This window comes from Comamonas sp. MYb21, from assembly GCF_037479395.1.
Classification (GTDB): Bacteria; Pseudomonadota; Gammaproteobacteria; order Burkholderiales; family Burkholderiaceae_C; genus Comamonas.
In genome coordinates this window covers 186,841-211,423 of the sequence record NZ_JBBGZC010000009.1, presented here as the reverse complement: position 1 = coordinate 211,423, position 24,583 = coordinate 186,841, and the positions used below count along the sequence as shown (strand labels likewise).

Annotated in this window: 21 protein-coding genes; 10 read left to right on the top strand and 11 right to left on the bottom strand. The window is 65.0% G+C overall.

Translation table 11 applies throughout. The annotated features are described in order from the left end of the window. The first annotated feature begins 124 nt into the window (after nt 1-124). Nucleotides 125-1,165, top strand: a complete 1,041-nt coding sequence (locus tag WH367_RS15035) for a peptidoglycan-binding protein (RefSeq protein WP_021027161.1) — start codon at nt 125-127, stop codon at nt 1,163-1,165. A gap of 75 nt (nt 1,166-1,240) precedes the next feature. On the opposite strand, the gene WH367_RS15030 is transcribed toward WH367_RS15035, so the two are convergent. From WH367_RS15030 to WH367_RS15020, 3 genes are all read right to left on the bottom strand, one after another. Next, nucleotides 1,241-3,316 carry an ATP-binding response regulator gene (locus WH367_RS15030; protein ID WP_339536700.1) on the bottom strand — a complete coding sequence of 692 codons (2,076 nt, stop codon included), beginning with the start codon at nt 3,314-3,316 and terminating at the stop codon, nt 1,241-1,243. A gap of 17 nt (nt 3,317-3,333) precedes the next feature. Further along, complete coding sequence (locus WH367_RS15025; RefSeq protein ID WP_339536699.1) at nt 3,334-4,842, bottom strand: ABC transporter substrate-binding protein; 1,509 nt, start codon at nt 4,840-4,842, stop codon at nt 3,334-3,336. An 83-nt stretch (nt 4,843-4,925) separates the two neighbouring features. Next, nucleotides 4,926-5,579, bottom strand: coding sequence for a response regulator transcription factor (locus WH367_RS15020; RefSeq protein WP_339536698.1), 654 nt, complete (start codon nt 5,577-5,579; stop codon nt 4,926-4,928). A gap of 368 nt (nt 5,580-5,947) precedes the next feature. On the opposite strand from WH367_RS15020, the gene WH367_RS15015 reads away from it, so the two are divergent. The 4 genes from WH367_RS15015 to WH367_RS15000 all read left to right on the top strand — a co-directional run bounded on the left by WH367_RS15015 (nt 5,948) and on the right by WH367_RS15000 (nt 11,791). Beyond that, on the top strand, nt 5,948-6,523 hold the full coding sequence (locus WH367_RS15015; RefSeq protein WP_021027158.1) for a hypothetical protein: 576 nt from the start codon (nt 5,948-5,950) through the stop codon (nt 6,521-6,523). A 19-nt stretch (nt 6,524-6,542) separates the two neighbouring features. Beyond that, nucleotides 6,543-7,919, top strand: a complete 1,377-nt coding sequence (locus WH367_RS15010) for a CsgG/HfaB family protein (protein ID WP_339536696.1) — start codon at nt 6,543-6,545, stop codon at nt 7,917-7,919. Between the two features lie 118 nt (nt 7,920-8,037). After that, nucleotides 8,038-11,016, top strand: a complete 2,979-nt coding sequence (locus WH367_RS15005; protein WP_339536695.1) for a beta strand repeat-containing protein — start codon at nt 8,038-8,040, stop codon at nt 11,014-11,016. 145 nt (nt 11,017-11,161) lie between these two features. Next, a complete protein-coding gene (locus WH367_RS15000) occupies nt 11,162-11,791 on the top strand; it encodes an N-acetyltransferase (RefSeq protein WP_339536694.1) in 630 nt (209 codons plus the stop codon). Nucleotides 11,792-11,806: 15 nt separating this feature from the next. Here the strand turns inward: WH367_RS15000 and WH367_RS14995 are convergent, their stop codons facing one another. Further along, nucleotides 11,807-12,421: a flavin reductase family protein gene (locus WH367_RS14995; protein WP_339536693.1), complete on the bottom strand. Its 615-nt coding sequence runs from the start codon at nt 12,419-12,421 to the stop codon at nt 11,807-11,809. Nucleotides 12,422-12,476: 55 nt separating this feature from the next. Next, nucleotides 12,477-13,388, bottom strand: coding sequence for an AraC family transcriptional regulator (locus tag WH367_RS14990; protein WP_339536692.1), 912 nt, complete (start codon nt 13,386-13,388; stop codon nt 12,477-12,479). A gap of 125 nt (nt 13,389-13,513) precedes the next feature. On the opposite strand from WH367_RS14990, the gene WH367_RS14985 reads away from it, so the two are divergent. Continuing rightward, entirely contained in the window at nt 13,514-14,818 is a 1,305-nt protein-coding gene (locus WH367_RS14985; RefSeq protein WP_339536691.1) for an MFS transporter, read from the top strand. A 110-nt stretch (nt 14,819-14,928) separates the two neighbouring features. On the opposite strand, the gene WH367_RS14980 is transcribed toward WH367_RS14985, so the two are convergent. Both WH367_RS14980 and WH367_RS14975 read right to left on the bottom strand, forming a co-directional pair. Beyond that, nucleotides 14,929-16,350, bottom strand: a complete 1,422-nt coding sequence (locus tag WH367_RS14980) for an FAD-binding oxidoreductase (RefSeq protein ID WP_339536690.1) — start codon at nt 16,348-16,350, stop codon at nt 14,929-14,931. 136 nt (nt 16,351-16,486) lie between these two features. Then, nucleotides 16,487-16,711 (bottom strand): hypothetical protein, encoded by a 225-nt coding sequence (locus tag WH367_RS14975; RefSeq protein WP_339536689.1) that lies wholly within the window; start codon nt 16,709-16,711, stop codon nt 16,487-16,489. 154 nt (nt 16,712-16,865) lie between these two features. Between WH367_RS14975 and WH367_RS14970 the strand changes: the two genes are divergently transcribed. Both WH367_RS14970 and WH367_RS14965 read left to right on the top strand, forming a co-directional pair. Further along, nucleotides 16,866-17,477 (top strand): cob(I)yrinic acid a,c-diamide adenosyltransferase, encoded by a 612-nt coding sequence (locus WH367_RS14970; protein WP_339516925.1) that lies wholly within the window; start codon nt 16,866-16,868, stop codon nt 17,475-17,477. A gap of 17 nt (nt 17,478-17,494) precedes the next feature. Beyond that, nucleotides 17,495-18,394 carry a LysR family transcriptional regulator gene (locus WH367_RS14965; RefSeq protein WP_021027898.1) on the top strand — a complete coding sequence of 300 codons (900 nt, stop codon included), beginning with the start codon at nt 17,495-17,497 and terminating at the stop codon, nt 18,392-18,394. 29 nt (nt 18,395-18,423) lie between these two features. Here WH367_RS14965 and WH367_RS14960 read toward each other — a convergent pair whose 3' ends face one another. Beyond that, entirely contained in the window at nt 18,424-19,641 is a 1,218-nt protein-coding gene (locus WH367_RS14960) for a D-amino acid dehydrogenase (protein ID WP_339536688.1), read from the bottom strand. Between the two features lie 224 nt (nt 19,642-19,865). On the opposite strand from WH367_RS14960, the gene WH367_RS14955 reads away from it, so the two are divergent. Both WH367_RS14955 and WH367_RS14950 read left to right on the top strand, forming a co-directional pair. Further along, on the top strand, nt 19,866-20,750 hold the full coding sequence (locus tag WH367_RS14955) for an amino acid ABC transporter substrate-binding protein (protein WP_021027896.1): 885 nt from the start codon (nt 19,866-19,868) through the stop codon (nt 20,748-20,750). Between the two features lie 79 nt (nt 20,751-20,829). Next, nucleotides 20,830-21,561 (top strand): aspartate/glutamate racemase family protein, encoded by a 732-nt coding sequence (locus WH367_RS14950; protein WP_339516919.1) that lies wholly within the window; start codon nt 20,830-20,832, stop codon nt 21,559-21,561. Nucleotides 21,562-21,569: 8 nt separating this feature from the next. Here WH367_RS14950 and WH367_RS14945 read toward each other — a convergent pair whose 3' ends face one another. The 3 genes from WH367_RS14945 to WH367_RS14935 all read right to left on the bottom strand — a co-directional run bounded on the left by WH367_RS14945 (nt 21,570) and on the right by WH367_RS14935 (nt 24,577). Then, on the bottom strand, nt 21,570-21,998 hold the full coding sequence (locus tag WH367_RS14945; RefSeq protein WP_339516917.1) for a hotdog fold thioesterase: 429 nt from the start codon (nt 21,996-21,998) through the stop codon (nt 21,570-21,572). Nucleotides 21,999-22,145: 147 nt separating this feature from the next. Next, complete coding sequence (locus tag WH367_RS14940; protein WP_339516915.1) at nt 22,146-23,102, bottom strand: LysR family transcriptional regulator; 957 nt, start codon at nt 23,100-23,102, stop codon at nt 22,146-22,148. Between the two features lie 83 nt (nt 23,103-23,185). Next, nucleotides 23,186-24,577, bottom strand: coding sequence for an L-serine ammonia-lyase (locus WH367_RS14935; RefSeq protein WP_312987175.1), 1,392 nt, complete (start codon nt 24,575-24,577; stop codon nt 23,186-23,188). Nucleotides 24,578-24,583: the final 6 nt, after the last annotated feature.

The window sequence follows — 24,583 nt, the reverse complement described above, 5'->3', positions numbered from 1 at the left end:
CCTGGAAGCAGGTGATTCCCGTGTCAGCAGCGCAAAGCAAAAATACGAAATCGAAGTAATCGAGCCTGGGAGGAATTCCGGGCTCGCTTTGAATGAACAACTGAATGATTTGCGGGAGAGCGACATGAAAAAGGCAGCATTGGCGGCACTGGCCGTCTTGGCATTGGCAGGCTGCGAAAGCACCGGTATGAAGCTGGGCGGCGGCACCAACAACATGGTGACCGGTGGCGCAGCAGGGGGCAGCAGCCAGGGCGAAAACAGCCAACTCGAAAAATGTGATTCGCCCGTGGGCACCGTGTCCCTGGTCGAGAACCAGCAAGCGGGCTGGTACACCATTTTGCGCAACGAATACCGCCTGCCACCAACCGCCAATCTGCTGCGCGTGCTGATCCAGCAATCGAACTGCTTTGTGGTGGTGGAGCGCAGCGCTGCCGGCATGAACGCGATGAACCGCGAGCGCGCGATGATGGACAACGGCGAAATGCGCAAAGGCAGCAATTTCGGCAAGGGCCAGGTCGTCGCATCGGACTACGGTCTGACGCCTGAGGTGACCTTCAGCGAAGACAATGCCGGCGGCTTTGGCGCGGCGCTGGGCGGCATCCTGGGCGGCCGTGGCGGCAGCGCGGTGGCCGGAGTGGCTGCCAGCAGCAAGACCCGTGAAGCCTCGGCCATGCTGACCCTGGTGGACAACCGCTCGGGCGTGCAGGTGTCCTCGTCGACCGGTAACGCCAGCAAGACTGACTGGGGTGGCTTTGGCACCTTGTTCGGTGGCGCAGCCGGTGCCGGCATGGGTGGCTACTCCAACACCTCGCAAGGCAAGGTCGTGTCGGCCGCTTTCGTCGATGCCTACAACCAGATGGTGCAGGCGCTGCGCAACTACAGCGCGCAATCCGTCAAGGGCCAGGGCCTGGGCGGTGGCGGTCGCCTGGGTGTGGATGGCGCCGCAGCGCCCAGCCAGACCTCGGCACCTGGCGCCAAGACCAATGTGCGCCTGAGCATGAAGCAAGCGCAGCAGCGCCTCAACGAGCTGGGCTACGATGTGGGCACCCCCGATGGCGCCTCCGGCCCACGCACGCAGAACGCGCTGCGCTCCTTCCAGCAGGACCAGGGCCTGTCGGTGACGGGGCGCCTGGACCAGGCCACGATGCGCCAGCTGGCGGAATAAACCTTCGGCGTTGATCGCAGCCTCGCCAGGCCACCGATCCGCCGCATGACCCGCCGCTCACCCCGGCGGGTTTTTTTATGCCCTGTCGATGGCCTCGTCGATATCGGCAGGCGGCTGGGTTTCCATGAACTCCTCGATGTCGCAGCGCAGCTGCAGCTCCCGGGCCAGCAGCTTGTGCAGCTGGCGCGGATCGATGGGCTTGTGCATCAAGGTCGCCCCCAGGCTGTTGGCCATCTGCAGCCGTTTGGGGGCCGTGTCGCCGGTCAGGATCACGTAGTGGGGCGGCATCTGCTGCCAGGGCAGATGCTCGGCCGTGGCATCGCGCACGGCCATGACGACCATGCTGCCGTCCTCGGTGGCCGACAGGCGCAGGTCGGTCAGCACCACATCGAAGGGCTTGCTGTTGCTCTCCTGCATGTGGTCGATCAGGCGCCGCACCTGGTCCACATTGGCTGCGCTCATCACCTGGCAATGCCATTGCTCGAGCATGCTGGCCAGCCCCACGCGCACCAGCGGCTCGTCATCGACCACCAGCACCTTGAGGCCATGCAGCGACGAGTAGTCGCCATCGTCGGGCTGCTCCCACAGGCCGGTGACCAGGCCATAGCCGCCGGCAGGCACGGCCTCGGCCATCAGGCTGACGCGGAACACGCTGCCGCGCCCCGGGATCGATGACAGCGCGACCTTCACATTCAGGATATCGGCCAGCTCGCGCACGATCGCCAGCCCCAGCCCCAGGCCCTTGGTGCCCATGTGCTGGTCTTCGGCCACCTGGCGGAACTTCTGAAAGATCAGGTCGTGGTGTTCGTCATCGATGCCCACGCCGGTATCCCAGACCTCGATCACGCGCTGCAGGCCGCGTTTGCGCACCCCCAGCAGCACGCCACCGTGGTCGGTGTAGCGCAGCGCGTTGGACACCAGGTTGCGCAGCAGCATAAAGAGCAGCGACTGGTCGGTGTAGATCCAGTCTTCGCTGTCGCGCACGCGGAAGACCAGGTTCTTGGCATCGGCCTGCGGGCCAAACTCCTTCTCCAGCCGGCGCAAGAAGCCGGCAATGGCCACCGGCTGGAACTTGGGGTCCAGCACCCCGGCCTCGATGCGCGAGTAATCCATCAGGGTGTCGAGCATCTCGCGGCTGGCCGACAGCGCAGCGCGCGCGTGCTCGAGCACCACCGCCTGCTGGCTGTTGAGGCCCGAGCCGCGCAAGGTCTCCAAAAACAGGTTGAGCGCCTGCACTGGCTGGCGCAGGTCATGGCTGGCGCCGGCCAGAAAGCGGTTCTTGGCGCGCACCGCGTTCTGGGCCGAGCGGGCATGGTCGCTCAGGTGTTTCTTGTACGACGCAATAGCCCGGCCCAGCTGGTCGATCTCGTCGCCCCACTGCTGGGGCACGGCGTAGATGCCGCCAAACTCGTCATTGCTGACCTCGCGGCGCAGCGCTACCAGGCGGCGCGAGACCGAGGCATGCATATAGATTCCCGCCATCGCCACGCACAGGATCAGCACGGCCACCAGCCAGTTCAGGTTGGTCTGCTGCGCGGCCACATCGCGCGAGAGCTGCACGCTGCGCTCATTGAGCTGGCGCCGCAGGTCGGCCGCAGCGCGGCTGGCCAGCAAGGACATGTCGGTGGCCAGCATCTGGTTCTCGGCTACCAGGTGGAAGACGGCGCGGTCATCGAGGCCATGCTGCGCGGGCTGAAAGATCGCCTGGCTCAGCTGCTGCACATTGGCGTTGAGCGCATTGCGCTTGGACTGCATCAGCGGGTCGATCGCGCCATCGAGCCGCGTCTGCGTCATCTCGCCGAGCAGCTTGTCGAGCCAGCCCATGCGGTCGGTCAGCTCCACCATGTTCAGCCGCCGCTCGCCCATGTCATTGGTGATGGCGACCAGGCGCGCATAGCTGCCAATCATCTCGCTTTGCTGCATCACGCGCGTGCTGGCAATGAGCTGCTCCATCTCCACGCTGGACAGCTGCTGCAGGGCCTGGTTGGTGCGGCGCAGGCCCTGCAAGGTCAAGGCAAACACCACGGCAATGCCCACGGCCAGAATCACCAGCATCAGCAAGATGCGCGAGGTCACCGACATCGGAAAGCTGCGCTTGTCCGGTGTGGCCTGCGCAGCAGGCGCTGCTGGTGGTGATGGGCTGTTTGCCATAGGGTCTGCCATCGCTCTCAGTTCTGCCAGCGCAGGTCTTCCAGCGCAAAGGTCGGGATCGGGCACTGGGACCACATGCCCACCAGGCCCTTGCGCATGAAGTTGCGCTCGGGCCGCACGACGATGAAGGCGTTGACCGCATCTTCGGCCAGCTGCCTTTGCGCCTGGCCCAGCCAGTCATCGAGCTCCTGGGGCGATGCGGAGGCGCGCAGCTTTTCCCAGATCTTCTTGAACACGCGGTTGTTGTACTGGAAGTAGTAGTCATCGCGCGCATAGATGCCGATGTCCATCGGCTCCACATGCATGATCAGGCTCAGGTCATAGTCCTTGCGCTTCATCACCTGGTCCAGCCAGGTGGGCCAGTCCATGCGGATGATCTCGACCTGCAGGCCAATGGCTTCGAGCTGTGCGGCCACGATCAGGCTGCCGTAGCGCCCGTAGTCGGTGGGCGGCACGGCCAGGCGCAGGCTGGTGCCCGGGGCCACCTGGGCCTGGGCGAGCAGGGCCTTGGCCTGGGCCGGGTCGTAGGGGTAGCGCTGTACCAGGTCGACATAGGCCCGGTGGTGGGGCGAGAAGTGGCTGCCAATGGGCAGCACTTCGATGGAGCCGCCATAGATGTCCTGGTAGCGGCTGCGGTCGAGCGCATGGTTGATGGCGCGCCGCACGCGGATATCGTTCAGCGGCGCGCGCGCATTGTTCATCGCGATCAGCAGCTTGCCTTCCACCCCGCGCTGGCCCATCACATAGTCGGTGCGCGCCATGAACGAGGCCGTCAGCCGCGTGACCGAGCTGAGCGCATCGATGCGGCCTTCGGCGAGCATGTTCTCGGTCTCCGCTGCGCTCGACATGAAGAGGAAATCGGCCATGCGGATGGCGGGCTTCTTGCTGTCCCACCACTGCTCGTTGCGCAGCAGGGTGATCGATTTGCCCTTGGTCCATTTTTCGACCTGGTAGGGGCCGGTGCCCACCGGCGCGCTGGCATTGCTCGCAGCGCTGTCGGGGTGGACCATCACCGCGCCGGGCATGGCCAGCGCATAGCTGAGCAGCGCATCGGGCTCGCTCAGGCGGATGCGCAGCAGGTACTCGTCCACGGCCTCGACGGAGACGAGCTTGTCGAACCACTCGAGGTAGGCATTGGTGTTTTTCATCTGCAGCAGGCGCTGCAGGCTGAAGGCGGCCGTGGTGGCATTGAAGGGCTTGCCATCGTGGTAGCGCACATGGCGGCGCAGCACCATATCGACCTGCTTGCCGTCCTGGCTCACGGTCCAGCTCTGCGCCAGGCGCGGCTTGATCTGGCCTTGCCCGTCGATGATGGTCAGGCCCTCGAACACATTGGCGTAGGTGATCTCGCTGGCGGTGGCCGCCGACGTGCTGGTGATGTCGAACGAGGCGGGCTCCAGCGGTATGCCGATGCGCAGGCGCTCGGACGCGGCCTTGGCGGGGGCCAGGCCCACCAGGCAGCAGAGCAGCAAAACGGCCAATGCCCAGCGCATCCACTGGGGCTTGTCTTGGGGGCCTGTGTCCATCATGGCTTCCTCGTTGTGCACCTGCCTGGCATTGGGCCGGCTGGTGGCATGGCGCTGGCGCTTGGGCGGCGACAGCGGCAGCTTTATTTGATGGCCGTAGCGGGCAGGATACCGTTGCGCTGCGCCACCAGCACCGCCTGGGTACGGGTATCGGCCCCCAGGTGCTTGAGGATGGACGCCACCTGGTTGCGGATCGTATGTTCGCTCAGCCCGAAATGCTTGGCAATGGCCTTGTTGCTAAAGCCCTTGGCCAGCATCTTGAGCACCTCGTACTGGCGCAGCGGCAGCACCTCGGCGCTGGACTTGGCAGCGGGCTCCAGGCTGCGGCCGCTGGCCTTGTGGATGTTGTGCTCCATGCCCAGGCTGCGCAGCAACCAGTGCTGCACCTGCGCGCAGATGGCCTCGGGCTCCAGCGCCTTGGAGATAAAGCCCGAGGCGCCCTGGCGCACCGCATCGCGCATCAGCTCGGGGTGGTCATGGCCCGAGAGCATCACCACATAGGCACCAGGCCAGCGTTTGCGGATCTGGCCAATGCCTTCGAGCCCATCGCAGCCGGGCATGCTGATGTCGAGCATGACCAGGTTGACCCAGTGCTCCTGCGCCACCGCATCGGTGACCGAACCCGCTTCGTGGATATCGGCCTGCAGCATGTTGCTGCTCAGCAGCATCATGCGCAGGCCCTGGCGGAACAGGGGATGGTCATCCACCAGCATGACCGACGGCAGGGGCAGTGTCATATCCGCAGGCTCCTTCTTGCGGCATGGGGGGCGCAGTTCTTCATGGCCCGTACCTTACATCTATTTACCGAAGCAACCAATAGTCCATATGAACTAGTGCGCCTCACAGCCGCTTTGATAGTTTCTGAGTATCCACTTGCCTTGCAAAAAGTCCAATGATTTTTATGGATTAATTGAGAATTCAAGACGCTGTTTTTCGGAGGTATTGCGCCGCAAAACGGTCTCTAGGCTAGTACATCTGGTCTATTTACAATTACTTACCGCCAGCCGAACATGCCTTCCATGCGATGGCTGGCCGCCATGGGATGCCTGTCGTCGCTCCATCTGTTTTGCCCATGAACAGCACAACACCCAACTGTGAGGACGACATGAAACACAGCGCCATCTACCTCGCCGCAGCCCTGCTGACGGCAGCCGCTTCCAGCCACGCACAAGGCTGGCTCGGCGAATCGGTGCCCTGGCAGTTCCAGACCAGCGCCGACCGCGCCAACCGGGCTCTCGTCAATGACCTGGTCGAAAAGAAAAAAGGCGGCTACTACGACGCCTTCAAAAGCACCTACATCACCAATATCGAGCGCCAGGTGAACTGCAACTTCCAGCCCACCGCCGCCGGCAACAGCAGCTCGGCCGACCAGGCCAACCAGGTCGCCTCTCCGCAGACCAATGCATCGGCAGGCAACAGCGCATCGAGCACCGGCAGCGCCAGCGAAAGCAGCGACAACCTGGGCCGTGGTGGCGTGGCCAACAACAACCAGAGCAACAGCGGCGCCATCAGCAGTGGCGTGCAGGGCAGCCCATCGACGACCACGATGGCGCCGATCAACAGCGAAAACGCCCATGGCCAGCAGGACATGCAGGTCGCGCAGAACAACAGCGGCAACCAAAGCACCAACGTGAGCGGCAGCTCGGCCTGCCAGTTCGGCGCCAGCGGTGCCATCAACTAAAGCGCGGACGGAGGACACCATGCACGCCCTGAACCTTTCCCCCCTGTCCGCGCGCGGCCCGCTGCCCCGCCGCACGATGACCCTGTCGGCCCTGGCCGCCACCTTGCTGCTGAGCGGCTGCGCGCTGCCCACCTACCAGCAGGTGCGCATGGCCGATGACGAAGCGCCCGTGATGCAAGGCCCCGGCCCGCGCCACAACGGCACCCCGCTGGACAACAGCTTTGCCTGCCTGTCGCACCGCATCGTCGAGCAGCGCAATGGCCGCGCCCCGCTGTCGATTGCCGTGGGCGACATCAAGGACTACACCGGCAAGTACTCGCAGGGTGATGGCAATGTCGTCACCCAGGGCGGATCGCTGATGGTCTATTCGGCGCTGGGCAAGCTCGGCGGCGCCATCGATGTGCGCGAGCGCTTTGACACCCGCGTGGCCGAGCTGGAGCTGGCCTACACCGACCGGCGCCAGCTGGGCGATGGCAACCAGCATGCGCTGGCCGATGAAAAGGGCCAGCGCGCGGTGCCCTGGCTGCCGTACTACGGCGGCTCCATCCTGCGCTCGGACTACTACATCATCGGTGGCCTCACCGAGGTGAACTACAACATCCAGTCCGGCGGCATCGAAGCCCAGGTCAACCAGATCGGCCCGCGCTTCCGCGTCTTCACGATGAACGTGGGTGCCGACCTGCGCATCGTCGAGACCAAGACCTTGCGCGTGGTGCGTGCCGTCAGCCTGCAAAAGCAGATCGTGGGCCGCGAGATTGGTGCGGGTATCTTCCGCTTCTTTGGCAGCAACCTGTTTGACATCAACGCCGGCAGCAAGGACCTGGAGCCCGTGCAACTGGGCGTGCGCACCACCTTGGAGCAAGGCGTGCTCGAGCTGATCAGCACGGTGACGCAGACCCCGGCCGGCCCTTGCATGGAAGGCGCCAAGACGGCAGCAGGCGAGCCCGCTGCCGTACCGCCAACGCCTGTTCCCGCCGAACCTGCAGCACCGGCCCCTGCGCCTGTACCGGCAGCCGCTCCTGTCGCTGCAGCCACCGAGCCGATGCCCGAGAAAACCAAGGCCGCGATGACCTCGCTGGACGTGGTCTTTGAAGAGAACAACACCCGTATTGCGCAGCAATCGGCCACCGCCGCAGAGACCGTGGCGACGCGCCTGCGCGCCGGCCAGGGCGTGCGCATGGCGCTGCTGGCACGCGAGAACGAGAACGACCAGAACCCCGCCCGCCGCGATGCGCTGACCGACGAGCGCCTGCAGGCGCTGCGCGCTGAACTGGCCCAGCACGGCATCCCGCCTGGCCAGGTGCAGGTGCTATGGCGCCCCACGCCCGGCGACACCACGGTGCACCGCTACGGCGCAGGCTACCGCCTGCTGGCGCGGCTGCAGGTCAAGCCTTGACCGGCATCGTTCCAAAGCTACCAATTTCATAGCTTATAGCGCTTTATAGACGGGCACTAAGAGCATAAAACACCCAAATCACGTCTAGTTTTTCTCCCTGTACGACTAGGAGACAGTCATGTCCCACAAGCACCCAACCTTTCTTCGCCGGGCACGCCTGGCTCCGCTGGCCGCTGCGGCTGCGCTGATCGCTGCCACCTCTGGTGTGGCGCTGGCGCAAACCACGGTGGTGAATGTAGACCAGGTCAGCAATGGCACAGTCACTGCCCCCAATATCACCAGTGGGCAGATCAATAGTTTTCCCGGCAGCGGTGTGGTGACCGTTGCGCCCATCACTGCGCAGGCCATCGGCAATGAGCATGAGATCGCTAACGGTGCGCAGGCTGCCCTGACCATCAACACCCAGCCACTGGCGCAGCCTACGGTGACCGTTGTTCAGCAGGTCACTGGCGTGATCAGCGGTACCACGAGCACCAACATTGGCATCAATGCCAATAACGTGCAAGGCAACCACGACGGCGATAGCGCCAGTGTGAGTGGCAACCAGGCCAGCTCTGAGGCCATTGGCAGCACGTCGGTGGGTACCATGTTGATCACCGGCACAGCGGTGGATGTGAACTCAGCCACAACGACCTCCGTCACTCAGGAGGTTGCGGCCAATGCACCGGTCTCCGCCTTAACCGACTTGACGCGTGTCGGTATTCGCCTGAACCAGACCGGCGGTAACGCGATGAACAATCTGAGCCTGAGTGTTGCAGGTAATCAGGTGGACAGCAGCGCCCAAGCCAACGCCACCCAGGCCGGTATCCGGGTGGACGCCAGCAGCGTGAACATCGGGGCCGACACCAGCAGCACGGTGAACCAGCAAGCTGCCGGAAATGTGACTGCGGATAGCAATGTGAACCTGGTCGGCATCCGTGTGCTGGGTACCCCCGCTCTGGCGCTGACCGACAGCCAATTGGGCGTCAGCAGCAACAGCGTGCAAGCCGCTGCCGGTGGCAACCAGCAAACCAGCGTGCTGCAGATCAATGCAGCTGGCGATGTGGTGCAGACTGGAGTCACGGGTTTGACCAACAGCGCAACCCAGAGCTCCACGGGCATCATCGATGCCAGCAGCACTGTGACCACCCTGGGCATTGACAACCAGAAGCCAGGTTCTGCGAACAATCGCTACAGCGTCAGCGGCAACGATGTAGGTGCGCAGGCCAACGGCAATAGCGGAAGCAACCGCACTGCCATTGCTGCTACAGGCGCCATCACGGGTGCGCAACTGGAGACCAGCAACACCCAGACCATTGGCGGCTCGGTGAGTGCCAACGCCCAGGTGACGAGCCATCTGGGTGTGCAGACCGAGGACAGCACCAACGACGCGCTGACGGTGAGCGCCAACCGGGTAGATGCCCAGGCCCAGGGATCGAGCGCCAGCAACCAGACCCGTGCCGGTGCCAGCGACATCAGCGGCAGCCTGGCCAGCACCAGCAACGCGCAAACGCACGCAGGCGGCGCGGTATCGGCTAATGCCAGCGCCCTGGGCATCGGGAGCAGCTCGACCAGCCTGTCGGGCGGCAGCTTGACGGTGAGCGGCAACCAGCTGAGCGCTGAGGCGACGGCAGCTTCCGTAAGCAACGACGCCTTGCTTGGTGCCGACAATGCGGTGACGCAATCGGTCGCCACGGTCAGCAATACGCAGTTCCATTTGGCTGGCGATGTGCAGGCCAATGCCCGCTCCAGTGTGGTGGGAGCCAGCACCGACAGCGCCAGCAATGCGGCGCTGGTGGTCAGCGGTAACCAGTTCAGCGCCACGGCTGCTAGCCAAAAGGCCGATAACCTGGCTCGCGTCAATGCGACCAATGGCGTGTCGGATTCGGGTGCCGTTATCTTCAGCGTGCAAGGCCATGCGGCTGGCGATGTGAACGCAACCGTCGCTGGCAGTGCCAGCACCAGTCCTGCGCCCAACCCGGATCCCATGCTGATCGGTCTGCGTTCGGCTGCGGCTTCTGGCGGCAATCTCACGGTCTCCGGCAACCAAGGTGGTTCGGATGCGATCATCAACCAGGTGGACAACGAGGTCGCTCTCTCGGGCAGCCGCATCGATGGCAACTCGGCCGCCTATCTGATCAATGTGCAGGCAGTGCAATCTGGCAATGCGCAGGCATTGACTAAGGTCAACCTGGGTGTTGATGGTACGAGCACCTTGACACCGGTCACCACGCGTTCTGGTGGCCATGAACTGGTGGTGAGCGACAACAAATTCAGTTCCAATGCAAGCCAGAACCAGGCCACCAATGCGCTGGATATCAGTGCGACGAGCACCCTGAGTGCGAACACTGCCCAACCCAACCTGCTGGGCAACCTGCAGCTGTCGGCGGGCAACACCACGGCGACCACCGAGATGCAAATTCTCAGCGGCAGCAGCCAAGCCAGCGATCCCAGCGGTAACACCACCATCACCGGCAACCAGGCCAGCAGCCTGGCCCGCGCCAATGTGGCCAACAACCAGCTGAATATCACGGCAGGCACCATGGCCAGCGACCAGCTCGCGGTGCTGGGTAATGTGCAGGGCAACACCGGGGCGGTCAACTCCACTGCCAGCTTGCAGATGCAGGGCAGCGCCGCAAACCGCCTTGACGGCAACATCAGCAGCTCGGGCAACCAGGTGCTGGCCGTGGCTGCGGGCAATACCTCGCTCAACGGCGTGCGGGTGAGTGCGGGTACGGCACTGAATAGCGGTACGGGAGTTGTCTTGCTCAATGAGCAAAATAACGGTGGCAATGTGGTGGCCACGGCATCCCTGAACGCCGACGCCTTCACCCGGGGTGGTTCGCTCAACCTGAGTGGCAACACCGTCAGCGCTACCGCTGTCGGCAACAATGCCGAAAACGTGGTGAATGTGTCTGCTCTGCCTGGTCAGCAAATGGCCAGTGCGGTGCTGACCTCCAACCAGGTCAACAGCGGTAATGTGACGGCGGCGGTGAACGGCAGCTTCAACGCTTCGGGCACGGCAAGCACCAGCGGCATCAACGTATCGGGCAACCGCTCGTCTGCCGTGGCGATTGGCAACCGTGCCACCTCGTCGATGACATTGGGTGTGCAATAAGCCGTAAGGCCTTGCACTTTGACAGCCCGCCTGGCTCCCCAGGCGGGCTTTTTTGTGTCTGCCAGCGATGGGGCATATCGCACCCTTTGCGTGCGAAATGCTGCCGGGGCTAACCTGCCGGGTTTTCAACTGCAGGAGTTTTGGTATGAACCTCGCGATACCCCCCTTCTGGGCATCCTGGCTGTACCGGCCGGTGGAGTTGCGCATCGATGTGAGCCCGATTCCACCCCAGCAACTCGAAGGCGAATGCGCCTCCATCCACGATCGCATCCACACCCCCGGCGACCGGCTCCATGGCCTGCCCGAGATCCCTTTGTCCGACCCCCGTTTTGCCATCCGCTACCGCAGCGCCGATGGCGATTTCTATGTCTATGTCGAAGACCAGCTGGAGCACCGCATTGCGGGCTTTACCGTCTTCAACCGCCTGATCGAGCTGGACAAGCGCGCCGACCGCTACATACGCGGCCCGCACAGCCGCTTTGACCCCGCCTACCAGCGCAAGGGCCTGGCCTCTTGCATCTACCGCTGGGCGCTCGATGCAGGCCTGTGCCTGGTCACAGGCGCGCGCCAGTCACAGGGCGCGCATGCGCTGTGGCACAAGCTCGCTGCCAGCCACCGCCTGGGCTATGTCGATATCCACAACAAGAAAATGCACTACCTGGGCGAGCGCATGGCGCCCGAGCGGCTCGATCCGCTCAGCACCCGCATGTTTTTGCTGGGGCAGGGCTGGTCGCTGGGCAGCTTTGCCGCAGCCACCGGCATGCGCTGCGATTGACGATGCCGCGCGGCATCACGCGGGCCGGCGCATCACGAACTTGCCCGCCTCGCTGATCGTGAAATAGTCGCCCGGCCCGCCGCCGCGCAGCAGCGGCTTGCCCGCTGCCGTCTGGTACACGCCGCCTTGCAGCAGCTGCTCGTCGATATGCACCATCACCACCTCGCCCAGCACCAGCCAGGTGGGCACCTGCGCGCCTTGCGCGGTCTGCAGCTGCACGATCTGGGTGCAGCGGCATTCCATCGTCACCAGGCTGGCCTGCACGCGCGGCGGGCTCACCAGTGTCGAGGGCTCGGTGGCCAGGCCGGCCAGCTCGAATTCGTTCACCTCGGGGCCCACGGCCGCGCAGCTCTGGTTCATCGCCTCGGCCAGCGATTCGCTCGCCAGGTTCCAGACAAACTCGCCCGTCGCCTCGATGTTGTTCAGGCTGTCTTTGCGCCCCACGCTGGCAAAGCCGACGATGGGCGGCACATAGTTGAAGGCGTTGAAAAAGCTGTAGGGCGCCAGGTTCAGCACGCCGCTGCTGCTGGTGCTGGAGATCCAGCCAATCGGGCGCGGGCCGACGATGGCATTGAAGGGGTCATGGGGCAGGCGGTGGCCTTGGCGGGGTTCGTAGCTGTGCAGGGGCATGGTGGGGCAATGACTGAGTGGGAAAGCGGTAGACGGCGGCAGATTGAGCAGATTTCTAGCGGGTCTGCATGCCCAGAAAACGCACCGGTGACAGGCCGCAGGCACGCTGCACCATGGCACTGAAGGCGCTGGGCGTATAGCCCAGCTCGGCAGCAATCTGGCCAATGGCCAGGCCGCTGGCACCCAGCTCCACCGCCTTGGCCAGAATGACCTGCTGGCGCCACTGCAGGTAGGTGCAACCCAGCTCCTGGCGGAACAGGCGCGCGATGGTGCGTGGGCTGGCGCCGCTGTTGTGGGCAAAGGCCTGCAGGCTGTCATGGGCCAGCGGGTCGTCCAGGACGGCTTGGCACAGGCTGTGCAGGCGCTTGTCGCGCGGCATGTCCACCCGCAGATCGAGCTGGGTCGCCTGGCGCAGCTCATCGAGCAGCAGCGCGCTGACATGGCGCTCGCGTGCGAGCTGCGCGGCGCTAGGCGCGGGTGCATCGTCGGGCAGGGTGGGCAGATCGCAGACAAGCGCGCGCATCAGCTCGGAGACCTCCAGCACGCGGCAGCGCCGCCAGAGGTTGGCAGCGCTGTCGCCCTGGCCCGGGCCGCACTGGCCCTCGGCCTGGTAGATGTAGAGGGTGCGCAGCTCGGCCGTCTCCACCAGGGTCACCGCATGCTCGACACCGGGCGGAATCCAGAGCGCACGCCGGGGCGGCACCACAAAGGTGGCCGATGGCACGCGCAGGTGCACGGTGCCGGTGACCGAGATGGCCAGCTGCGCCCAGGCATGCTGGTGGGGCAGCACGCGGGTGTCGCCACTGAGCTCGCGCAGCTTGGCGCGCACCGGCCGCTCGGCGGTGGGCACAAACAGGTGCGGGGTGAGCGAGTCGACATACTGCCAGGCACGGCGGGCGCTGGCAGCCTCGCCGCTGGCGGCAGCGCGTGCCGCGTGGGGCGGGGGGGCAGTCCGGGCAGAAGTCATGGCAGCAAGGCGGTTGGCGGTGGTGGTGATGGGGCAGGGCCAGGTGCAGCAGCTTGGCACATTGGCGATAGTAATCGTCCCTCTGTCGCATACATGCCGACAGGGCTTTGGCTAACATCGCTGCCATGACAACAAACACAACAACATCGACTGCCGCACCGGACCCTGGCGCACCCGACCCGAGAGCGTTGGGCAGCCTGCGGCAGGATTCACGCACCATCGGCCTGGTGGGCCTGGCCCATGGCTCCTCGCACTTCTTCCACCTGCTGCTGCCGCCGCTGTTTCCCTGGCTGATCGCGGACTTCGGCTTCAGCTACTCCGAGCTCAGCGTGCTGGTGTCGGCCTTTTTCATCGTCTCGGGCGTGGGCCAGGCGCTGGCCGGCTTTGTGGTCGACCGCTTTGGCGCCCGCCCCATCATGTTTGCCGCGCTCAGCAGCTTTGCGGTGGCCGGTGTCATTGCCGGCACCGCCAACAGCTATGCGCAGCTGATGCTGGCCGCCATCTTTGCCGGCCTGGGCAATGCGCCCTTCCACCCGGTGGATTTCACCATCCTCAACAAGCGCCTCTCGCCGCAGCGCCTGGGCCATGGCTTCTCGGTGCATGGCCTCTCGGGCAACCTGGGCTGGGCGGCAGCGCCGGTGTTCATGGCCGGCATCACCTCGGCCACCGGCTCCTGGCGCATGGCCTGCCTCTGCGGCGCCGCGCTGGCGGCCATCATCCTGGCCATCATGGTGGTCAATCGCGATGCGCTCGATGACCGCGTCAGCCTGCCTGGCGCGGCCCCTGCCAAGGCGGCGGCGGCCGGCAAGCAGGAGCACCCGATGGCCTTCCTGAAGCTGCCCTCGGTCTGGCTGTGCTTCTCGTTCTTTTTCTGGACCACCTGCGCGATGAGCGCCATCCAGTCGTTCTCCAGCCCGGCGCTGCAGCAGCTCTACGGGCTGCCGGCCAGCATCACCGCCTATGTGGTCACCGGCTATATGCTGTTTGGCGCCGCCGGCATGGTGCTGGGCGGCTTTCTGGTGGGCCGGGTGGAGCGGCTGGAGAAAGTCATCTCCGCCTGCCTGCTGTTCTCCGGCGTGCTGCTGGCGCTGGTGGGCACCGGCTGGCTGCCCGGCTATGTGGCGCTGGGTGTAGCGGCGCTCGCCGGTATCGGCACCGGCCTGGCCGGCCCCTCGCGCGACATGCTGGTCAAGCGTGCCGCGCCGCCGGGCGCCACCGGCCGGGTCTATGGCACCGTCTACTCGGGCCTGGACCTGGGCTTTTGCCTGGCCGCCCCGGTGTTTGGCTACATGCTGGACCACCACATGAACGCCGGTGTGTTCTTTGGCGCAGCCGTGGGCATGGTGCTGAGCGTGGTGTCGGCCGGCTTTGTCGGCGCCGGAGTGGCCGCGCGCAAGCAAAAGGAAAAGGCCGCTGTGGTGCCTGCCTGAGCAAGACGCTGCCTACCCCCTGGGCACCCGCAGAAAACCCGCCACAAGGCGTAAAAAGGCCCGCGCAACCGCTTGGTTGCGCGGGCCTTTGGCTAAGGGGATGGTGGCGATCAGCCCAGCCGGAAGATCTTGCCTGGGTTGAGGATATTCTTGGGGTCCAGCGCCTGCTTGATGGCGCGCATCATGGCGACGGCGCCTTCGCCGGCCTCTTCCAGCAAAAAGCCCTGCTTGTGCACGCCAATGCCGTGCTCACCGGTGCAGGTGCCGCCCAGCGCAATGGCGCGCTGCACCAGCTGGTGGTTGAGCTGCTCGGCCTGCTCGCGCTGGGCATCGTTGTCCGGGTCGATCAGGTAGCCAAAGTGGAAGTTGCCGTCACCCACGTGGCCCACCAGAAAGTAGGGGATGCCGCTGGCATCGGCCTCGGTCACGCACTGCAGCAGCGCATCGGCCAGGCGGCTGATGGGCACGCAGGTATCGGTGGTGATGCAGCGGCAGCCCGGCACGCTGGAGACGGCCGCAAAGTAGGCATTGTGGCGTGCGGTAAAGAGGCGTGTGCGGTCTTCCGGGCGCTCGGCCCATTCAAAGGCATTGCCACCATGCTCGCGCGCCAGGTCCTGCACCATCTCGGCCTGCTCCTTGACGCCGGTGGGCGAGCCATGGAACTCCATCAGCAGCATCGGTTCCTGGCGCAGATCGAGCTTGCTGTAGGCATTGACCATGCGCACCGCATTCACATCAATGAGCTCCACACGCGCAATCGGGATGCCCATCTGGATGGTCTCGATCACGGTGCGCACGGCCGCTTCAATCGTCGGGAACGAGCAGATCGCAGCACTCACCGCTTCGGGCAGCGGGTAGATGCGCAGGCTGATTTCGGTAAAGATGCCCAAGGTGCCTTCGCTGCCCACCATCAGCCGCGTCAGGTCGTAGCCTGCCGCGCTTTTCTTGGCGCGGTTGCCGGTGCGGATCAGCTGGCCGCTGGCGGTCACGACCTCCAGCGCCAGCACGTTCTCGCGCATGGTGCCGTAGCGCACGGCATTGGTGCCGCTGGCACGGGTCGATGCCATGCCGCCGATGGAGGCGTCAGCGCCCGGGTCGATCGGGAAGAAAAAGCCCGTGTCCTTGATCGCCTCGTTGAGCTGCTTGCGGGTGATGCCCGGCTGCACGGTGATGGTCAGGTCCTCGGTGTCGATGGACAGCACCTGGTTCATGCGGCTCACATCGATGCTGATGCCGCCTTGCACGGCCAGCAGATGGCCTTCGAGCGAGGAGCCGGCGCCGTAGGCGATGACGGGCACCTCGTACTGGTGGCACAGCGCCACGGCATCCTGCACATCCTGGCTGGACTGGGCATAGACCACGGCGGCCGGAGGCGGCGCAGTGATGGAGCCTTCGTCGCGGCCATGCTGCTCGCGCACGGCCTGCGAGGTGACGCACTGGCTGCCAAAACGGGCACTGAGCGCTGCCATGAAGGCATCGGGAATGGGGCGCTGCGCAGCAGCCAGAATGTGGGGGGAGGTGGGCGCGTTCATCGGGTTCTCCAGGGCGGGAGCCAAGAATAGCACCGCCGGCTTTTCATGGCTGTCCGCTGCGCTGCAGCCGGGCATGAAAAAACCCCGCCGTAGCGGGGAGGGGGAGAGTTCGGAAAAACCGGCGGTGGCTGCCGGGTCAGAGCGCCTTTTTGACCGGTTGGCGCGCCTGGTGGCGGCGCGGGTCATGGGTGCCCATTTGGCGTTCAACCTGGATAATGCGGCTGCCGCTGGCGGCCTGGCCGATGCGTTGCTGGCTGCTATTGAGCGGCTGGGCACTGGCCATCGCCGATGTGACCGCAATCGATGCAAACAGCATCACGCTGCGGGCGTCAAAGGAATGGGCGAAAAACTTGCCAGACATCTGTAGATCCTTTCGTCATTCAGACATGGCTCTATTGAACCCGGAATCGGCCGGTTTTGCTATCATTTTTGCTTAGTGTTGCCTCGGCTACATATTTCCTGTGCCGGTAACAGAAAATAGGCGCTGGTTCACCGCTGCTTTACAAGGATTACCCATGGGCAACCGTCTCTCCCAAATTGCGACCAGAACCGGTGACGATGGCAGCACCGGTCTTGGCGACAACAGCCGCGTCTCCAAGGCCAGCGGCCGGCCCCAGGCGATGGGCGATGTCGACGAGCTCAACTCCCACATCGGCCTGCTGCTGTGCGAGCCGCTGCCCGCCGATGTGCGCGAGCTGCTGATCGATATCCAGCACCAGCTGTTCAACCTGGGCGGCGAGCTGTCCATGCCCGGCTACGAGCTGCTCAAGGACGATGCATTGCTGCAGCTCGACACTGCACTGGCGCACTACAACGCGCAGCTGCCGCGCCTGGCCGAATTCATCCTGCCCGCCGGCACGCGTGCGGCGGCGCAGGCCCATGTCTGCCGCACCGTGGCGCGCCGCGCCGAGCGCATGGTGGTGGCGCTGGAGCAGGGCGAGGCCATGCGCCCCGCGCCGCGCCAGTACCTCAACCGCCTGTCCGATCTGCTGTTCGTGCTGGCCCGCGTGCTCAACCGCGTTGATGGCGGTGACGATGTGTACTGGAAGAGCGCACGGCTGGCGCGCATGCAGGCCGATGATGGCCACGGCAGCCACGGCGACAACAACATCGGCGCGGGCCGCTGACCCCCGAGGCCCCGCCCATGCGCCTGCGCCATATCGAAGTCTTCAACGCGGTGATGCACACCGGCAGCGTCAGCGCTGCGGCGCGCCTCATCAACATCTCGCAGCCGGCCGTCAGCCGCACCCTGCAGCATGCGGAGCTGCAGCTGGGCTTTGCGCTGTTCCAGCGCAGCAAGGGGCGGCTGGCGCCGACCAGCGAGGCGCTGGCCTTGCTGCCGCACATGGAAAAGCTGTTTGCCCAGCTCGAAGAGGTGCAGCGCCTCGCTGACAGCCTGCGCCAGGGCCGCGACAGCGATTCGCTGCGCATTGCCAGCGTGCTGGCGCTGGGCCACGAGGTGCTGCCCCGGGCGCTGGCGCAGTTCAAGCAAAAGCACCCGCATGTCAGCGTCAGCCTGCAGTCGCTGCATTCGCCGCAGATCGTCTCGGCGCTGATGATGCAGGAGGCCGATGTCGGCTTTGTGCTGAGCAATGTGCAGCAGGCCAGCCTGCAGCAGGAGAACCTCGCCCGCGTGCCCATGGTCTGCGTGGTGCCCAAGGGCATGCTGCCGCCCTTCAAGCTGCGCGCGGGCAGCCTCTCGCTCGATGACCTGACCGGTGTGCCCACCATCAGCCTCGATGCGCAGGACCCGATTGGCATGCTGCTGAGCCAGCTGGCGCGGGAATCGAGCGCCGGTTTGAACCACTATGTGACCGTGCAGACCTACCACACGGCGCTGGCCATGGCCCACCACGGCCTGGGTGTGGCCATGGTCGATGGCTGCACCGCCTTGTCGGCCGACGCGAGCAAGGTCGATGTGCTGCCGCTGGTGCCCGGCCTGCAGGTGCCGGTCAATGCGATCCGCGCGGTCTCGCAGCCGCAATCACTGCTGGTCAAGGCGATCACGCGCGAGATGCAGAAGGTGCTGGCGGCGCAGCTGTAAGCCGCAGCGCCATTGCGCGATTGTGCGGTTCAGGCAGCCTGGCCGATCTCGTAAGCCAGCTGTGCCGCCGTGCCAAACGCCAAGGTAAAACCCAGCGCGCCGTGGCCGGTGTTGATCCACAAATTGCCCGCGCCTGCCGATTGCGCAATCGGCACGGCAGTCGGCGTGGCAGGGCGCAGGCCGGCCCAGGGCTGGACCTGCACAAAATCGCTGCAGCCGGGAAACACCGCTTCGGTGGAGGCGCAGAGGCTTTTGATCTTGTCCTGCGGAATGCGCAGGTCGTGGCCCACCAGCTCCACCATGCCGGCCACGCGCAGGCGCTCGCCAATGCGCGCAAACACCACCTTGCGTGCGCTGTCGGTGATGCTCACCGTCGGTGCCTTGTGGCCGGCTGCTGCCACATCCAGGGTGATGCTGTAGCCCTTGAGCGGGTAGACCGGCAGATCCACGCCCAGCGGCTTGCACAGCGCCACGCTGTCCACGCCCAGCGCCACGATGAAGTGGTCGGCCACGATGTCGCCCTGCGCCGTCTCCAGCGCGACGATCTTGCCGCCTTCGCGGCGCAGGCTGTGGATGGGGGTGTCCATGATGAACTTCACCCCTTTTTGGCGCAGCCAGTCTTCGAGCTGGCGGCAGACCTGGTAGCAATCGGCGGCGCACTCGCTGGGCGTGTGCACGGCGCCGGCAAACTGGCTGCGGTAGGCGGCCAGCGCGGGCTCCAGCGCGACAGCTTCATCGGCGCTGACGATGCGCTGGGGCGCGCTGCCCAGCTGGCTTTGCACCTCGAGCTGGTGGCGCGCCGACTGCACGGCGGCCTCGCTGGGGTAGAGCACCAGCTTGCCGGTGCTGCTGTAGTCCCAGTCGCCGCCCACCTCGGTCTGCATGGCCTCAAAACGCTGGCGGCTGACGGCGGCCAGCTGCAGCAATGTGCGGGTGCTGGCCGCAGACCGGTCGGCATTGCAGGCGCCCAGAAAAGCCAGGCCCCATTTCCACTGCTGGGGATCGGCCTGCAGGCGGAACTTGAGCGGCGAGTCGCTGCTGAACAGCAGCTTGGGCAGCTGCTTCCAGATGGCAGGGTCGGCCAAGGGTTGCACATAGCTGTAGCTCAGCTGCGCACCATTGCCCATGCTGGTGCCACTGCCCGCATGTGAGGCTTTGTCAACCACCGTAACCTGGTGCCCAGCTTGGTGCAGCTCATAGGCGGCCGCCAAACCCACAATTCCCGCACCCAGAATGCATACCTGCATGGAACACCCCCTGAAAACCCTTAAATATAGGCGCTTGAATTCAGGCTGTCGCATAGCAAAATGGGCAACAGGCATGCCGTTTGCTTATAGGTACAGCGGTTCTTCACCTTTGCGGTATGCCATGCACCATAACCAAGCGTTATGGGCCTGTCCCAAAAAGGCATTGTTGGAACAAAGCGCTGGTTTCTACACTGTTTGCATTGATTGATTCAAGGAGGTTCACCATGAAGTTTGTTAAGTCGCTGGTCTGTGCTGCCGCTGCCGTTGCCTGCCTGCCCTCGGCCTTTGCCGATGTGCTGGCCAAGGCCAAGGATTCGGGCGAAATCACGTTCGCCTACCGCGAATCCTCGGTGCCGTTCAGCTACCTCTCCGGTGGCCAGAACGCCATTGGCTTCTCGGTGGACATCTCCAACGCCGTGGCCGATGCCGTGCGCAAGGAAATCGGCAAGCCCGACCTGAAAGTGAAATGGCAGTCGGTCACCTCGGCCAACCGCATTCCGCTGATCCAGAACGGCACCATCGTGCTCGAATGCGGCTCCACCACCAACAACAGCGCCCGCAACAAGGACGTGGATTTCGCGATCAACTACTTCTACACCGGCACCCGCGTGGCGGTGAAGAAGAGCTCGGGCATCAACAGCTGGGCCGACCTGAAGGGCAAGACGCTGGCGATCACCACCGGCACCACCAACCTGCCTGTGGTGCGCAAGTACAGCGCCGACCAGAAGCTGGACATCAACATCACCTTGGCCAAGGACCATTCCGACGGCTTCTTGCTGATGGAAAACGACCGCGCTGCCGGCTTTGCGATGGATGACATCCTGCTGTACGGCTTGAAGGCCAACTCCAAGGACCCTGCGGCCTACGAAGTGGTGGCCGATGCGCTGCAAGTCGAGCCCTATGCCTGCATGCTGCCCAAGGACGATCCTGCCTTCAAGAAGATCGTCGATGGCGTCATCGGCGGCATGATGAAGTCCGGTGAGTTCACCAAGCTGTACGACAAGTGGTTCATGCAACCCATCCCACCGAAGAACCAGGCGCTGGGTCTGCCGATGAACAAGGAACTCAAGGACAATCTGACGGCGCAAAGCGACAAGCCTGCGATCTGATGGACAATCCCGTGTCGTGCACGGCACGCACTGCAATGGCCCGGCAACGGGCCATTTTTCATTTTCTCTGGAGTTCGGCATGACGCTTTCCACCGTAGGCATTCTGGGCGGCATGGGCCCGGCAGCGGGCGCTGATTTTGTGCGCCTGTTTGTACAGGCCTGCGCAGACCATTTGCGGGCCAGCGGCGCCGCTGTTACCGACCAGGGTTACCCCACGCATTGGCTGGCCCAGTTGCCGGTACCGGACCGCAGCGCCGCGCTGCTGGCGCCCGAGTCTGCAGAAGACCCCTTCGCGATGATGTGCCAGGGCCTGGACAAGCTCCAGGCGGTGGGCGCCCAGGCGGTGGCCGTGGCCTGCAATACTGCCCATGCCTGGCATGGGCGCCTGCAGCAGGCCTACCCGCAGCTGCAGCTCTTGCACATTGCGCGCGTAGTGGCCGAGGGCCTGCAACAGCAAGGCCAGCAGGCCTGCATGCTGCTGGCCACACAAGGCACCTACCGCATCGGCCTGTACGACCAGGCGCTGGCCGCCTGCGGCATCACCGTACACCTGCCGCAAGAGGCTGAGCGCGAACTGCTGATGCGCGGCATCTACCAGGGTGTGAAGGCCGACCGCATGGACCAGGCGCGCGCCGATTTTGCCGCCGTGGCCCAGGCCATGCGCGCCCGCCATGGCGATGTGCCGCTCATCATGGGCTGCACCGAAATACCGCTGGCGCTGCCAGGCGCGGCCAGCGTGCAAGGCCTGCCGCTGGTCGACCCGGCCTGGGAGCTGGCGCGGGCCTTGGCGCGCGTGGCCTACCGCAACTGAAGAAGGCCTTAAGCGGCGTCTTCGAGCATCGCCATCGTGATGCGCGAAACGCAGGTCAGCTTGCCCTCATCGTTGACCATGTCGATCTGCCAGACCTGGGTCATGCGGCCGATATGCACCGGCTTGGCGGTGCCGGTGACCCAGCCGCTTTGCACACCGCGGATATGGTTGGCATTGATGTCCAGCCCCACGCAGCGCCAGCCTTCGGGCGACGAGAACAGCGCGCCAACCGATCCCAGCGTCTCCGCCAGCACCACACTGACGCCGCCATGCAGCAGTCCAAAGGGCTGGTGCGTGCGGTGGTCCACCGGCACGCGGCCGACCAGGTAGTCGTCGCCGATTTCCAGGTATTCGATGCCCAGGTGTTCAATCGCCGTATTGCGCGCCTTGTCGCGCAGCGCATCCAGCGAAATGGGCTTTTTCCAGATAGCAGTCATGGGGTGTCCAGGCTCAACAAAAGGGATGCCACAGCATAGCGCTGCGCAGGCCCGCTGCCTACCGCCTGCATGACGCGCCAGGCGAAGCCGCGCACTGGCGTGAGCTTTGTGGCAGCTTTTGACGCAGTGCGGGCCCCTTGCGCCCTTTTAGTTGCTGGTGGGCACCTGTTCGTTGTCGCTGTCCGTATCGCCCAGGCCTTCGTCGCCGCTGGCACCATCTTCGACCAGCAGCTCCACCAGCTCGCGCGCAAAGGAGGGGAGCGATTCGAGGTTGCGCACGACGATCTGCATCTCGCGGTTGGACCATTCGTCCGAGATGCTGATGATGCGGATGTCCATGCTGCGCGCATGGCGGCGGGCAGCCGATTCGGGCAGGATGCCGATGCCCACGCCCGCTTCGATCATGCGGCAGGCCGCTTCGAAATTGCCCACCTGGATGCGTTGCTTGATCGGGCGGTGCAGCAGGTCGCTGTGCTGGCGCAAGAACGCGTGGATGGCGCTCGATTCATGCAGGCCGATGTAGTCGTACTCCAGGGTGTCGCCAAAGGCCACCGCCTTGCGGCGGGCGAGGGCATGGTCGGCATAGACGACGAGCACTAGGCGGTCGCGCCGGTAGGGCATCGCGACCAGGCTCTCGGTGCGCACTTGGCCGGCGACGATGCCGATATCGGTCTGGCCTTCGCCCACGGCGCGGATGATGTCGTTGGACAGGCGCTCGCGCAGGTCGATGTCCACATCGGGGTGCTTGCGCAGGTAGGCGCGCAGCACCGGGGGCAGGAACTCGCCCAGCGCCGTGGTGTTGGCAAACACGCGCACATGGCCCTTGATGCCGCGCGCGTACTCCTGCATGTCGCCGCGCAAGTGCTCGATCTGGCCCAGCACGGTGCGCGCATGCTGCACAAAGGCCTGGCCCGGCAGGGTCAGGGTCACGCCCTGGCTGGTGCGGTACAGGAGCTTGACGCCCATGCTCTCTTCCAGGTTCTTGATGCGGGTGCTGGCCGCCGGCAGCGAGATGAACGACAGCTCGGCCCCCCGCGTCATGCTGTTCGCGTCTGCCACATGCACCATGAGGCGCAGATCTACCAAGTCAAAATGCATAGCCATGGCGCGATTGTAGGCGCTGGGGTCGGCCACCCCCCGTGCGCAAGGCCCGGCTTGTCACCCAGGTTGGTGCCCGTCGCTTGAGATCAGCACTCGACGATGTGCACGGCCAGCCCGCCCAGCGAGGTCTCCTTGTACTTGCTCATCATGTCGGCGCCGGTGGCACGCATCGTGGCGATCACGTTGTCCAGGCTCACGACATGCGAGCCATCGCCGCGCAAGGCCATGCGGGCGGCATTGATGGCCTTGACGGCGGCCAGCGCATTGCGCTCGATGCAGGGCACCTGCACCAGGCCGGCAACCGGGTCGCAGGTGAGGCCCAGGTGGTGCTCCATGCCGATCTCGGCGGCATTCTCCACCTGCGCTGGGCTGCCGCCCATCACCGCGCACAGGCCCGCTGCCGCCATCGAGCAGGCCACGCCCACCTCGCCCTGGCAGCCCACTTCGGCGCCCGATATCGAGGCATTCTCTTTGTACAGCATGCCGATCGCGCCTGCGGTCAGCAAAAAGTCCACCACGCCGGCCTCGCTGGCGCCGGGCACAAAGCGCCAGTAGTAGTGCAGCACGGCCGGCACAATGCCTGCGGCGCCATTGGTGGGCGCGGTCACCACCCGGCCGCCGGCGGCGTTTTCCTCGTTCACGGCCAGTGCAAACAGGTTCACCCAGTCCATCACCTCCAGCGGATCGGTGCTGGCACCGTGGGCATGCTGGGTCAGGCCTTGGTAAAAGCCGGCCGCACGGCGTTTGACGTTGAGCCCCCCGGGCAGCCGCCCTTCGGTGCGGCAGCCGCGTTGCACGCAGTCCTGCATGGCCTGCCAGATCTTGAGCAGGCCGCTGTCGATGTCGGCATCGGCGCGCCAGTGGCGTTCATTGGTGCGCATGATCTGCGCAATCGGCTGCTGCTGGTCCTGCGCCAGCTGCAGCAGCTGCGCGGCGCTGTGAAAGGGCAGGGGCAGTACCTCGGTGTCGGGCGCAATCGCCTGCTGGCGCTCGGCATCGTAGGCGGCCTCTTCGCTGACGATAAAGCCCCCGCCCACCGAGTAGTAGGCCTGCGCGTCGACCAGCCCATGCTGCGCATCCCAGGCCTCCAAGCGCATGCCATTGGGGTGGAAGGGCAGGCTGACCTCGCCAATCAAGAGCAGGTCGGTGGCCGGGTCAAACACGATGCGCTGCTCGCCATTGAGCAGCAGCTGCCCGGTGCTGTGGACTTCGGCAATCAGCGCATCGATGGCATTCACATCCACCGTATCGGGCGCATGGCCGGCCAGGCCCAGGATCACCGCACGGTCACTGGCGTGGCCGATGCCGGTGGCGCCCAGGGAGCCGAACAGCTGGCAGCGCAGGCGGGCCACCTGCGAAAGCTGGCCTTGGCGTTGCAGGCGCTGCACAAAGGCATGCGCGGCGCGCATCGGGCCGACCGTGTGTGAGCTGCTGGGCCCGATACCGATCTTGAACAAATCAAACACGCTGACTGCCATGGCTAC